The organism is Sphingomonas sp. SKA58, assembly GCF_000153545.1.
Taxonomy (GTDB): domain Bacteria; phylum Pseudomonadota; class Alphaproteobacteria; order Sphingomonadales; family Sphingomonadaceae; genus Sphingobium; species Sphingobium soli.
In genome coordinates, this window is the sequence record NZ_CH959306.1 from 276,981 (window position 1) to 289,077 (window position 12,097).

The window sequence follows — 12,097 nt, forward strand, 5'->3', positions numbered from 1 at the left end:
CATGTCCCAGCCGAACTCCCCTTGGTTTGCCCGGGCGAGCAAGAGCTTCTTATCGGCGGTCGAACCATGCCCCTCGAGCCCCGGGTCGTCGATGAGCGCAGTGTTACAGGATGCGAGCTGCGCAGGCCTGTCTTGCCCGAACCAGTTCCACGAACCGCTCTCGGCGCAGCCTCTCGTCATTACCGGCTTCATCGCCCGGTCCCTTCTGGCCGGCATCGCTTCAAAGCCTCCTGCACGATCGGACTGCCCTGCGCGATCCAGCCTGGCGTCGGGAGATTCATGGAGCGGAGGAAATCGGCGTTGAAGAGCTTCGACTGGTACCGCGTGCCATAGTCGCATAGCACCGTCACGATACGGTGGCCGGGACCGAGCTGCTGTGCCAGACGGACCGCCCCGGCGACGTTCACCCCGGAGGACGGCCCGAGACAAAGACCTTCGTGCTCCAGCAGATCGAAGACTGTCCGGAGCGCCTCGGCGTCCGGGACCAGGTACGAGAAGTCCGGGGTGAAGCCCTCGAGGTTGCCGGTGATCCGTCCTTGGCCGATGCCCTCGGTGATCGAGGTGCCCTCGGCGCGAAGCTCGCCGCTCGTGTAGTAGCTGAACAAAGCGGCCCCAGGCGGATCGGCGAGCGCTATAGCGACTTGGGGGTTCCGTTCCTTGAGCGCGATGCTGACGCCGGCCAGGGTGCCGCCGGTGCCTACCGCGCAGACGAAGCCATCTACCCGTCCTTCGGTCTGTGCCCAGATTTCCGGACCTGTTGTTTCGACATGCGCTTGCCGGTTGGCGACATTGTCGAATTGATTTGCCCACACGGCGCCGTTCGGCTCGACTTCCGCCAGTGCCTGGGCGAGCCGACCGGACAGTTTCACATAATTGTCGGGGTCGGCATAGGGTACCGCCGGCACCTCGATGAGCTCGGCACCGGCGAGCCGAAGCATGTCCTTCTTCTCTTTCGCCTGCGTGTCCGGAATAACGACGACGGTGCGGTAGCCGAGCGCGTTGGCGACCAGCGCAAGGCCGATGCCGGTGTTTCCGGCCGTCCCTTCGACGATTACGCCGCCGGGCCGAAGCATGCCGCTGCGCTCGGCGGCTCGCACGATGAAGAGCGCGGCCCTGTCCTTCACCGACTGACCCGGATTCATGAATTCGGCCTTGCCGAGAATGTCGCACCCGGTCGCCTCCGACGCGCGGCGGAGCCTGATCAGCGGCGTGTTGCCGATCGCATCGAGTATGTTGTTGTGAATGGTCAACAGTGGCATCCTTTTCGGCCCGCGCAGCGGCAAGCGGTTCTGATCAACCCTGGCGCGACGGCCCCGGCAGCTTGGCAGCGATCGCCTGATCTTCCCCTGGGCAGGCGCCGCAAACAAGATTGGCAGGCACGGCGACGTCGATCCGCTTGGGGTAGGGGAGATCGAGGTTGGCCATGATCTCGACGAACTCGTTTAGCGTCTTTCCGCCGCCAAGCCTGGGATTGCGATCGCGTTCCTGAGCTACGGTGCTGACATGGCGATGTTCGTAATCGTGCGCCGGATAGACGAGCGCGTCCTCCGGGAGCGAGAACAGCTTTTCGTGGACCGAACGATAGAGCGCCGGGGCGTCGCCGTTCTGAAAGTCCGTGCGTCCGCAACCGTCGATCAACAATGCATCGCCGGTGAAAACCCGCAGCGCGCCGGGATGCTCTAGAAGATAGGAATGATGCGCGTCGGTATGCCCCGGTGTGAACAGCGGCTGGAGAAGGAGCGCGCCGACCCGGAGCGGGTTGAGCTCGTTCACGAGGACGTCCGCGCAGGCAAGGCCATCCGTCTCCGGATAGGCGACCTTGCAGCCGGTCATGCTTCGCAACCGGCACGCGGCGGTGACATGGTCGGCGTGGACGTGCGTTTCCAGGCTGAACGCCAGCTCGAGGCCCAGTTCCGCCAGTACCGCGAGGTCCCGTTCGACCGTTTCAAGTACGGGGTCGATGAGCACGGCCCGTTTCGTATCGCCGCAGGCGACCAGATAGGTGTACGTCGAGGATTCAGGTTCGAAAAGCTGCCTGAAGATCATCGCGCGGCCTGATCCGTACGAGAGGGTCCGGCTTCTCCGGTTCGAAGCGTCGCGGGCGGGGCAAGCTCTTGGGCGGCCGGCTCGGCTGCGCTTTGTCCGCTTGCTGCCGCAACTTCGTTGGCCTCGATCCGGTCGAGATAAGCCTCGGCGAGCCGGTAATGGGCGGCCGTTGCTTCTGGCACGATCGACCGCTGCGCCATTTCCAGTTCCTCCTCCGCTCGGCGTTGGAGATAGCGCAGATCCTCACCGGGTCCGGGTTCGATCACGTGGTCCACGTCCATCACTCTACTGCAAAGATCTGCGTGCCTTGCGCGCCGAAGCTCATCACCTTGAAGGGGGCGGCCTTGGCGCCGCCCATGCCGGGCGATCCGGCCGGCATGCCTGGAAGGGCGATTCCTCGGACGGCGCGTTTCTGGGCGAGCAGTCGCTGGATGGCGGCGACCGGGACATGTCCTTCCACCGCATGGCCGCCAATCAGTATGGTATGGCAACCTTGAAGCCTGGCGGGAACGCCGGCGCGTGTCTTGAGGTCCGCGAGGTTATCGCTCGCCACTACGCGGAGATCGAGGCCGGCCCGCCGAAGCGCCTCGGCATGTCCGTCGCAACATTCGCATCCGGGATTTTTATACATGACGCCGGCGGGCCTTTCCGCGGCGGTCCCCATGCCAGGCACCAGCAGGAGCGCAGGTCCGACCGCCAGCATCATCAAATTCTTCAGCATCTGTGCCACTCCATCTCTGGCTTTCGCCCCGACCTGCCTACCAGCGAAGGTGGCCTTCAATCCGCCGGTTGCGGGATGGTGCGCAGGTACGGCTTCACCGTCTTCCAACCGTTCGGAAATTTCTCCTTCGCCTGCTCATCCGCCAGCGAAGGGGCGATGATGCACTCTCCGCCAGGGTTCCAGTTCACCGGCGTGGCGACGGGGTGCTTCGCCGTCAGCTGGATGGAGTCGAGCAGCCTCAGGATTTCCGCCAGGTTGCGGCCCGAGCTCATCGGATAGATCAGCATCGCCTTGATCTTCCTGTCCGGGCCGATGATGTAGACCGTGCGGACGGTGGCGTTGGTGGCGGCGGTGCGGCCCTCGGTCTCGGCCTCCTCGGCCGGCAGCATGTTGTAGAGCTTGGAGACCTTGAGGTCGTGATCCCCGATCATCGGGAAGTTCACGTCCTGGCCGCTGACATCCTTGATGTCCTGCATCCAGCCCTGGTGATCGCCGACCTTGTCGACGCTGAGACCGATCAGCTTGGTGCCCCGCTTGTCGAACTCAGGCTTCAGGCGGGCAAACTCCCCCAGCTCGGTGGTGCAGACCGGTGTGAAGTCCTTGGGGTGGGAGAACAGCACGGCCCAACTGCCGCCGAGCCAGTCATGGAAATGAAACGAACCCTCTGTGGTGTCCGCCTCGAAATCCGGAGCAATGTCGCCAAGCCTCAAACTCATCATTCTTCTCCTGCATCGATCTGCGCCCTCGGGCGGTGTCTGGCGAGACAGATAGGGTCTATAGTAACTATAGGTTCAAGGGCTTGGTTCGACGATGTGACGCAGCGCTGCGATGGGCCGACATGCCCGTGCATCTTCACGTGGCGCGCATTTGCAATGCAGAAACCAGCGCCTCGCCTCATCTGACATAAGTGTCGAGCTCCGACGCGATCTGATCGGGTGTCGCATCGCGGGCGAAGAAGGTGATTGGATCGCCCTTCGGGCCCATCAAGTACATCAACGCGCTGTGGTCCATGAGGTAGCTGCTGGCTCCGCCCACTTGCTGGCGACTGGCATAGACCCCGAAGCGCCGTAGAGTATCGGTGATCGCGGCCGGGGGCCCGGTCAGGCCGATGAGCCGCGGATGGAAGTTACTGACGAACTGCTTCAGGATCTTGGGCGTGTCGCGCTCCGGATCGATGGTCACCATAATTGGCTGGATGCGTGCGGCGCGTGCAGGATCGCGCTGCTCGAACAGCCGCAGAGCCTGGCTCATCTTCTGGACATCGGTGGGGCAGATGTCGGGGCAGTAGGTGAAGCCGAAATACATGAGCCGGTAGCGACCGCGGAAGCTGTCGCTGGTAACCACCCGCCCGTCCTGATCGATTAACCTGAACGGCCCGCCGACTGCCGCTCCTTCGAGCGCACCAGTTGGGGCCGGCCGCGGCGCCATCGGGCTCCAGCCAATCGTCAGAGCCGTCGCCGCGGCCAGGACAAGAACAGACGCGAGGGCCGCAATGCCCACTTTCATTCGGCGGCTCATCGCCCGAACCCGTTGAACACGGCGCAGGTGATCGCGATCATCGGCGGCGGGCTTCCACTTCAGCGCGGATCAGCGCCTCAAGCTGCGGCAGCCCGAACTCGGTCAATGGCGTGCCGTTGACGAAGTAGGTTGGCGTTCCCTTGACGCCGAGGGCTTGGCCGTCCGCGATATCCTGCTGCATGTTCGCCGTCACCGCAGGGGCGTTCAGCGCGGCCCTGGCGCGCTCGACGTTCAGCCCGGCCGCAGCTGCGGCTGACCACGCGCTCTCCATGTTGCCATCGTGCCATTGCGGCTGCTGGGCGAGCACGGCTTCAAGCACCGGAACATACACATTCTGTGCACGCGCCGCTTCCAGAATGCGCACGGCCTCTTCGGACCCGGGGTGGTTCGGTGCGTAGCGCACGACCAACCGCACCTCCCTCGGATATCGTGCCATGATCTGCTTCACTTCGGGGTAGAAGGCGCGGCAGGCTTCACAGGACGGATCGAAGAACTCGACGATCGTCACCGGCGCGTTGCGGGGGCCAATCACAGGGGAATGGGCGCGCACGAGCGTTTCGCTCGGCAGGCCCTGAGCCTTCAGGCCCGAGGTTGCGACGGAAGCACCGGGCGCGGTGGCATTCCCCGCAACCACATTCGAGGCCCCGACGTTCCCGACGGAGCCGTTGAAGAGAAAGATGCCAGCCACGAAGGCCGCTATGCCGAGGGTGAGAACCATGGGGACCAGAACCTTCCTGTTCATAGGTTAGCGCTCCTGCGAGAGAGGATAAGGAGGACTGCGACGGCAGTGAAAGCACCGAGCGAGACGAGAGGAAGAGGCACAGCCCCGAAAATGACCATATGGGCGCTCGAGCACGAGGGACCGGCGCCACATGGCCGGACCGGTTCCGCGATCTGTCCCAGATAAAGCAGGCTATGATACAGCGCGATGGCCCATCCGAGACCCGCTAGTGGAAGCGCATAACGCCACACCCGCATGTCCGAAACATGAACCGCGACCGCCAGCACGATCGCCAGCGGAAACATGAAGGCGCGCTGAAACCAGCAAAGCACGCAAGGTGCCTGACCCATCACCTCCCCGACGAACAACGCGCCCAGGCTTGCGAGCAGTGCGACGACCCAGGCGGCCGCGAGCATCAGCCAGGCGTTTCGATCCGCGCGATGAACAGAAGTCACAATGGGCTCCGATCAATCCAGGGGCACCGCGGTTTGCGGGCGGGCCGACCTGAATTGCGGCCAAGCCTCGCGAAGCACGCGGATCGCCGAACGGAAGAAGAGCAAGGCGATGATGCTTCCGACGACGATATCCGGCCAGCTGGCGCGGAACGCATAGACGCCGGCCGCCGCGACGAGCACCCCGGTGTTCGCGATGACGTCGTTGCGCGAACATTCGAACGTGCTTGACATGTTCACGTCGCGATTTCGGAAGCGGTAGAGAAGCGCGAGGCAGGTCAGATTGGCGACGAGCGCGATCAATCCGAAAATGCCCATCGTCTGCGCGACGGGAACGGTCCCGCCTGCCAGTTTCAGGATGACCTCGACGAACACCCATACCCCGAAGACGGCGATGATCCCGCCTTTCACGACCGCAGCGCCGGCTCTCCAGCGCAGGCTTCGATTGAGCGCGTAGAGGCTGAGAATATAGACGAGCGCGTCACCGAGCATGTCGACCGAATCGGCCATCAGAGCGGAGGATCGGGCAAGAATGCCCGCGGTAAACTCGGCGAAGAACATGGCGAGATTGATCGCGAGCACGATCTGCAGAATTCGCTTCACGTCGGCATGCGCTCCAAGCGCGGCGATCTCCTGCTCCTTGGCGGAGCAGCAATCGTCTCCTGCGACATGTCTGGAGTCGTCAATTGCGGAATTTGGTACCGGCCGCTCGACTTCGGGACGTGCTCCCCTCGCAGCGAAGCAATCGGCTTGTGCGCCCGGGGAGAGAGCAAGCGAAGAAGGGGCGATTGGCGCCGGCTCCCCAGCCGTGTCCGGAGTGGGCTGGCTTTGGTGGTCGGCGACACCAGGACAGCATTCCTTCATCGGCGTTCCAATCTGATTGGCAGCGAGGCTAAAATCTCCCTATAGGACCTACAGTAGCTATAGGTTCAAGAGGAATATGCGCGACAGTTTTTCCATCGGCGAACTCGGGCGCCAGACTGGCTGCCGTGTCGTGACGATCCGTTATTATGAGGGCATCGGCATGTTGCCGGAGCCGGCGCGAACGACCGGCGGGCACCGCGTCTACGGACATGCGCATCTTGACCGACTGGGCTTTATCCGAAAGGGGCGCGAGCTCGGCTTCTCCCTGGATTCCATTCGCAGCCTTTTAATGCTTTCCGAACGCCGGCAGGACGCTTCCTGCGCCGAAGTCGACAAAATCGCGATATCGCACCTCGCCGAAGTGCGCGGCAAGATTGCCGACCTGAAGGTGCTCGAGACGGTTCTGGTCGACGCACTTGACGGTTGCAGCCGGACGAGTGTCGAAGACTGTCAGGTGCTTGACGCACTGCGCGGCGACGCGGGGGATCGGGACTGATCGGTTCGCGATTGACGGCGCGCTAGCCGGCAGTGTCGCGACCGTGGTAGGGCATCCTCGACATCGTCGGCGACGTGGCTCGGTGGTGTTTGCGGGCGGTGTTGCACGATATCGGCTCGGTGCTGCTAAGTTGTTGCAGTGGTTGCATCTACCTGAATCGATGGATCATCGCGCATCTCATATGCGCGATAATTCTAAGGCTTGAAACGCAGTGACGGTATTTGTTGGTAGTCCCAAGCTAGCGTCAGTCAGGTTTTGACGGTATTTTTGGCCCTGTCTCGATTGCGCGTGAGAGGTGCAGGACCGTAAAATTATCGCTAAGCGGGGCGAAAGGTAGCGATAGGTCCCGAAACGAGGATTTTTAAAGGAGGCAAAAATTGCGCAATGAAATCAACAGCCCGACTTTTTGACGGCACACGTAGCGGCATCTTGAAACGTGAAAAATATTTTAGCTGACAGAATCAGACGGTTATGGTGAGGGCGCACAATCGAGTGGGAATGACGGATATAATCGGCGGCAATGGCGTCGGTTTAAGCGGTCGGTTTCGTCTGCGCGTCTCCTCGGCCTCTGAACGCATCCAAAATAGCAATGGGGCACGCGTGGCGCTCGTCGTGGATCAGCTACTCCCCCGGCCCGCCCGCTGCCTGCCCGAAATCGTGCTGGGCCGTCGTCCGGTCATGCGACGATACCAGCGGGAGAAATAGGACGGGTCCTCGAACGACAACTCGTCGGCGACATCGGCGCAGCTTGCATTGGTGAAGCGCAGCAGACGTGTCGCCTCGACCGCGAGGCGTTGGTGGAGATAGTCCATCGGGCTTACCCCCAGCGCCTCCCCGACCCGCCGCGTGAGGGTACGCTCGGTACAACATAGCCCCTGCGCGTAGAAAGCCAGCCGCCGCTCCCGACGGCAATGCGCCTCGACCAGCGCCTGGAAGCGCGTGACAAGGCGGTCGCCATGCTGGCGCGCCGGTTGGCCGCATTCCTCCGCCGCGATGCGCAGCAACGCCTCGGCCAGCGACCGACGCAGCAGTTCGCGCGGAGGTTCATGGCCGCTGGCGAGCAAGACCTGCTCACCCATGGCGCGCAGCCGACGAGCAGAAGCAGGCCATTCTCGACCGGGATTACAACCGGCTGCTCGATCTTGGCGGGAACATCTATTTCCTCACCAAGATTATTTCCTGTGACGGCCTGTCCTTTGTTCAGGCCGTCTCGACGATGACGGGCATGAGCGTCGAGGATTATCAGGCCATGATGAACGCTGGCGGGTGCTCGCCGGACGGTTTCCGTTCGATAAGGGACAAGAACTGATGGCGCGCATCACCCACGGCATAGCGTGCAGCCATATCCCCGTGCTGGGCTATGCGTTTGATCATGGCAAGGAGGGCGAGGCGTATTTCAAGCCCGCTTTCGACGGTTTCGAATGGACCCGCCGTTTCCTCGCGGACGAAAAACCCGATGTGATCGTGCTGGTCTATAACGACCACGCATCGGCGTTCGACATGAAGATCATCCCGACCTTCGCCATTGGCTGCGGCGACGTCTACCACCCCGCGGATGAGGGATTCGGCGCGCGCCCGGCGCCGCCGGTCGAGGGACACGCTGACCTTGCCTGGCATATCGCGCAGTCGCTGATCCTCGACGAATTCGACATGACGATCATCAACGAGATGGAGGTGGACCACGGCCTGACCGTGCCGCTGTCGATGATGTACGGCCATGTCGACACATGGCCGGTCAGGGTGATCCCGCTCGCCGTCAATGTCGTGACCTATCCGCCGCCGTCGGGCAATCGCTGCTGGGCGCTGGGCGAGGCGATTGCACGCGCCGTCACAAGCTTCCCCGAGGATCTGAAAGTGCAGGTCTGGGGCACAGGCGGCATGAGCCACCAGCTCCAGGGGCCGCGCGCGGGCCTCATCAACAGGGCATGGGACAACCGCTTCCTTGACCGGCTGACCGGCGACACGCAGGAGCTGCGCCATATCCCCCATATCGAATATCTGCGCGAGACAGGCAGCGAGGGGATCGAGATGGTCATGTGGCTGATCATGCGCGGCGCGCTGGGGACGCGCACAAGGGCGCTTCACCGCCACTATCATGTGCCTGTCAGCAATACGGCGCTCGGCCATTTGGTGCTCGAACCGGTGGATGGCACCATTCCACCCGGCCCGACACCGGCAGGCAATGACGCGACCGCACAGGCACCGATCGCCTGACAACCCCATTTTATCCGGGAGACCGAAACATGAAGATCGCACTCGTCGGCGCGGGCGCCTTTGGTGAAAAGCACCTTGATGGCCTCAGGAATATCGAAGGTGTGGAGATCGCCTCGGTCATCTCCCGGTCAGCGGAGCAGGCCGCGGATGTCGCCGCCCGATATGGCGCGCCGCATTCGGGTACCGATCTGGCCGAAGCGTTGGCCTTGCCCGAAGTGGATGCGGTCATCCTGTGCACCCCAACGCAGATGCATGCCGGGCAGGCCATTGCCTGCATGGACGCGGGCAAGCATGTGCAGGTCGAAATTCCGCTCGCCGACAGCTGGCAGGATGCACAGGCGGTCGAGGCAAAAGCCAGGGAAACCGTGCTTGTCTGCATGGTCGGCCACACCCGCCGGTTCAACCCCAGCCATCAATGGGTGAAGAAGCGGATCGAATCAGGCGAGTTCCACATTCAGGCGATGGATGTCGAAACCTTCTTCTTCCGCCGCAAGAACATGAACGCGAAGGGCCAGCCCCGCAGCTGGACGGATCATCTGCTGTGGCACCATTCCGCGCACAGCATCGACATCTTCCAGTATATGACCGGATCGAAGGTGATCACAGCCAATGTGCTGCAGGGACCACGGCATCCCGATCTGGGGATTGCGATGGACATGTCGATCCAGCTGAAGACCGAAGCGGGGCAGATCCTGACGCTGGCCCTGTCGTTCAACAATGACGGCCCGCTCGGAACCTTCTTCCGTTATATCGGCGATACCGGTACCTATATCGCGCGCTACGACGATCTCGTCACCGGGCATGAGGAGCCGATTGATGTATCGCAGGTCGATGTGTCCATGAACGGGATCGAACTTCAGGACCGCGAGTTCATCGCCGCCATCCGGGAGGGGCGCGCGCCCAACAGCTCGGTCTCGAGCGTGCTCGATTGCTACCGCGTGATCGGTGAGCTTGCCGCCAGCCTCGAAGCGCAGGACGGCTGGTCCTGATGACGCGCGACCTCGCCGGACGCCGCGTAAACGCCGTCGGCCTTGGCTGCATGAACGTGGCCTGGGCCTATGGCTCGCCGCCTCCGCGCGAGGACGCGGTGCGGCTCTTTCGCCAGGCGCTTGACCTCGGCTACGATCACTTCGACACAGCCAACATCTATGGCAAAGGCGTGTCCGAGGAGATTCTGGGCGACGCCATCATGGACCGGCGCGATGAATTCCTGTTGGCGACCAAGACCGGCATCGTCGTCGACGGCCCACGCCGGGGCATCGATTGCAGCCCGGAGGCCATGAGGGCCTCGATCGAGGCAAGCCTGAAGCGGCTGAAGACCGATCATATCGATCTCTTCTACATGCATCGCTTCGATCCAAAGGTTCCGATCGCGGACAGCGTCGGCGCGCTCGCCGAAGCGATCGTCGCGGGCAAGATCGGCGCCTATGGCGTTTCCGAATGGAGCAGCGCGCATATCCGCGAGGCGCATGAAGCCTATCCGATGGCGGCGGTGCAGGCCGAATATTCGCCCTGGACGCGGAACGTCGAACTCGGCGTGCTGGAGACGACGAGGGAACTGGGCATTGCGCTCGTCGCCTTTTCACCCGTCGCGCGCGGGGCACTGGCTGGCGCGCTGGGCGATCCTCTCGTGCTGGCGGAGAAGGATCTGCGCGCCACGCATCCGCGCTTCAGCCGGGAGAACTGGCCGCGCAACATGGACATGATCCGCGCCTTCAACGCTGTCGCAGAGGATGCGGGCATCACTCCGGCGCAACTGTCGCTCGCATGGGTTCTCTCTCGCGGCGACCATGTGCACGCGATCCCCGGTACGGTGAACAGCGACCATCTGGCGCAGAATATCGCGGCTCGTGACCTGGCGCTGGATGACGCCGTGCTGGAGAGGGTGGGAGCCATCGTGAACCAGCAGACCGTGTCCGGCCATCGCTATCCTGACGTCATGCGCGCGACCATCGATACCGAGGACTTCTGATCCCGCACCCAGTGGGAGGTGGTGTGCTGTGGCCTCTTCAGGACCATCGCCACTGAGGATGTTCAGGACACCGGCGCCGCCGAGCGCACGCCCGCAGCGAGCTTGAGTATCCTGCGCTTCAGGTGAGCGCGTTGCCCATATTGCAGTGCGCTATCCAGGAATGGTTCGACCATTTTTGCTCCTCCCTCATATTGCCGCGCCGGGTCTTGGGGAAAGTCCCGGTCGCAGCAGCGCATCCACCGACCATGCGCCGCCACCGCGCGCGACGAGCGGCAGCAGGATCGCGATCCAACTTAGATGGGTAGGCCAGGCGTCGGGATAGACGAAGACCTGGATCACGATCGTCATTCCAAGCAAAGCGAGCGCCGAAAGACGGGTGCCCAGACCGGCTATGAGCAGTAACGGGAACACATGTTCCGACCAGGTCGCCACCGTCGCGGCGAGTTCCGGAGAGATCAACGGCAGCGCATATTCTGTACGGAACAGTTCGTAGGTGCTGTCGGCGATGGTGATGACGCCTTCGACCTTGGTACGTCCCGAGAGGAAGAAGATGACTGCACTACCCAGGCGGGCGACGAGCAGCAGCAAAGCATCGGGCAGGAGCGCGGAGAAGCGCGCGGTTATGCCGTCATAGGATGTCGGTGACAGGTTCATGGATGAACTCCTCGCATGAATCGGCCGGGATGGCGCGAGCCTGCCCGGCCGATCGCTGTCAGGCCTTCTTCGGTGCGAGCGAGCCGTTGCCCTTGGGCGTCTTGATGCTGGTGCAGGTGCCCGCCTTCACTAGTTTCCAGGCATTGCCCTGATAGTCGACCTTCGACGTTCCAGCACAGCTCGTGCCCGGCCCGGCAGCACAGTCATTCTTGCCTGCGAGCGAAACGCCATAGCATTTTTCCATCGCGGGTTTGGTCTGCGCGCCGACCGGCGCAGCGAGGCCTACTGTCATGATGGCGATACTCGCCGCCAATGTGGCATGGGTGCGCATAATCTAAGTCCTTCCAGATATCGCCTCTTCGCGCGGCCCGGCAGAATTGCCTGGGCCGCGCGGTGACCGGGAAGGAGGCGGGGGACCCGTGCCACGACAGGTCATTCG

Annotated in this window: 16 protein-coding genes and 1 pseudogene; 5 read left to right on the forward strand and 12 right to left on the reverse strand. The window is 62.9% G+C overall.

Annotated features, from left to right (window positions below; all coding sequences use genetic code 11):
• Positions 1 to 188 precede the first annotated feature (188 nt).
• From SKA58_RS01655 to SKA58_RS01695, 9 genes are all read right to left on the reverse strand, one after another.
• Positions 189 to 1,250, reverse strand: a complete 1,062-nt coding sequence (locus tag SKA58_RS01655) for a cysteine synthase A (protein ID WP_037542439.1) — start codon at positions 1,248 to 1,250, stop codon at positions 189 to 191.
• A gap of 43 nt (positions 1,251 to 1,293) precedes the next feature.
• Positions 1,294 to 2,046, reverse strand: a complete 753-nt coding sequence (locus SKA58_RS01660; RefSeq protein WP_009820599.1) for an MBL fold metallo-hydrolase — start codon at positions 2,044 to 2,046, stop codon at positions 1,294 to 1,296.
• A complete protein-coding gene (locus tag SKA58_RS01665; RefSeq protein WP_009820600.1) occupies positions 2,043 to 2,327 on the reverse strand; it encodes a hypothetical protein in 285 nt (94 codons plus the stop codon). Before SKA58_RS01665 ends, SKA58_RS01660 begins: the two co-directional genes overlap by 4 nt.
• A complete protein-coding gene (locus SKA58_RS01670; protein WP_009820601.1) occupies positions 2,327 to 2,767 on the reverse strand; it encodes a DUF411 domain-containing protein in 441 nt (146 codons plus the stop codon). Before SKA58_RS01670 ends, SKA58_RS01665 begins: the two co-directional genes overlap by 1 nt.
• 56 nt (positions 2,768 to 2,823) lie before the next feature.
• The gene (locus SKA58_RS01675; protein ID WP_037542441.1) at positions 2,824 to 3,483 is read right to left on the reverse strand and encodes a peroxiredoxin; all 660 of its coding nucleotides are present in this window, start codon (positions 3,481 to 3,483) and stop codon (positions 2,824 to 2,826) included.
• A gap of 178 nt (positions 3,484 to 3,661) precedes the next feature.
• Positions 3,662 to 4,273 carry an SCO family protein gene (locus SKA58_RS01680; protein WP_009820603.1) on the reverse strand — a complete coding sequence of 204 codons (612 nt, stop codon included), beginning with the start codon at positions 4,271 to 4,273 and terminating at the stop codon, positions 3,662 to 3,664.
• Between the two features lie 49 nt (positions 4,274 to 4,322).
• Entirely contained in the window at positions 4,323 to 5,027 is a 705-nt protein-coding gene (locus tag SKA58_RS01685; protein WP_009820604.1) for a DsbA family protein, read from the reverse strand.
• A complete protein-coding gene (locus SKA58_RS01690) occupies positions 5,024 to 5,422 on the reverse strand; it encodes a disulfide bond formation protein B (RefSeq protein ID WP_009820605.1) in 399 nt (132 codons plus the stop codon). The genes SKA58_RS01685 and SKA58_RS01690 overlap by 4 nt, the downstream gene beginning before the upstream one ends.
• Positions 5,423 to 5,473: 51 nt before the next feature.
• A complete protein-coding gene (locus tag SKA58_RS01695; RefSeq protein ID WP_083784836.1) occupies positions 5,474 to 6,322 on the reverse strand; it encodes a cation transporter in 849 nt (282 codons plus the stop codon).
• A 76-nt stretch (positions 6,323 to 6,398) separates the two neighbouring features.
• On the opposite strand from SKA58_RS01695, the gene SKA58_RS01700 reads away from it, so the two are divergent.
• Positions 6,399 to 6,818 carry a MerR family transcriptional regulator gene (locus SKA58_RS01700; RefSeq protein ID WP_009820607.1) on the forward strand — a complete coding sequence of 140 codons (420 nt, stop codon included), beginning with the start codon at positions 6,399 to 6,401 and terminating at the stop codon, positions 6,816 to 6,818.
• A 617-nt stretch (positions 6,819 to 7,435) separates the two neighbouring features.
• Here SKA58_RS01700 and SKA58_RS01705 read toward each other — a convergent pair.
• Positions 7,436 to 7,897, reverse strand: a complete 462-nt coding sequence (locus SKA58_RS01705; protein ID WP_009820608.1) for a helix-turn-helix domain-containing protein — start codon at positions 7,895 to 7,897, stop codon at positions 7,436 to 7,438.
• On the opposite strand from SKA58_RS01705, the pseudogene SKA58_RS19295 reads away from it, so the two are divergent.
• The 4 genes and pseudogenes from SKA58_RS19295 to SKA58_RS01720 form a co-directional block, all read left to right on the forward strand.
• Positions 7,897 to 8,127: pseudogene (locus SKA58_RS19295) on the forward strand (protocatechuate 4,5-dioxygenase subunit alpha); the annotation flags it as partial. The gene SKA58_RS01705 and the pseudogene SKA58_RS19295 overlap by 1 nt on opposite strands.
• Complete coding sequence (locus SKA58_RS01710) at positions 8,127 to 9,032, forward strand: class III extradiol dioxygenase subunit beta (RefSeq protein ID WP_009820610.1); 906 nt, start codon at positions 8,127 to 8,129, stop codon at positions 9,030 to 9,032. The pseudogene SKA58_RS19295 and the gene SKA58_RS01710, both read left to right, overlap by 1 nt.
• A 29-nt stretch (positions 9,033 to 9,061) precedes the next feature.
• On the forward strand, positions 9,062 to 10,021 hold the full coding sequence (locus SKA58_RS01715) for a Gfo/Idh/MocA family oxidoreductase (RefSeq protein WP_009820611.1): 960 nt from the start codon (positions 9,062 to 9,064) through the stop codon (positions 10,019 to 10,021).
• Positions 10,021 to 11,004 (forward strand): aldo/keto reductase, encoded by a 984-nt coding sequence (locus SKA58_RS01720; protein ID WP_009820612.1) that lies wholly within the window; start codon positions 10,021 to 10,023, stop codon positions 11,002 to 11,004. The genes SKA58_RS01715 and SKA58_RS01720 overlap by 1 nt, the downstream gene beginning before the upstream one ends.
• Positions 11,005 to 11,190: 186 nt before the next feature.
• Here SKA58_RS01720 and SKA58_RS01725 read toward each other — a convergent pair whose 3' ends face one another.
• Both SKA58_RS01725 and SKA58_RS01730 read right to left on the reverse strand, forming a co-directional pair.
• Entirely contained in the window at positions 11,191 to 11,658 is a 468-nt protein-coding gene (locus SKA58_RS01725; RefSeq protein ID WP_009820613.1) for a DoxX family protein, read from the reverse strand.
• A 58-nt stretch (positions 11,659 to 11,716) separates the two neighbouring features.
• A complete protein-coding gene (locus tag SKA58_RS01730) occupies positions 11,717 to 11,989 on the reverse strand; it encodes a BufA1 family periplasmic bufferin-type metallophore (RefSeq protein ID WP_009820614.1) in 273 nt (90 codons plus the stop codon).
• Positions 11,990 to 12,097 lie beyond the last annotated feature (108 nt).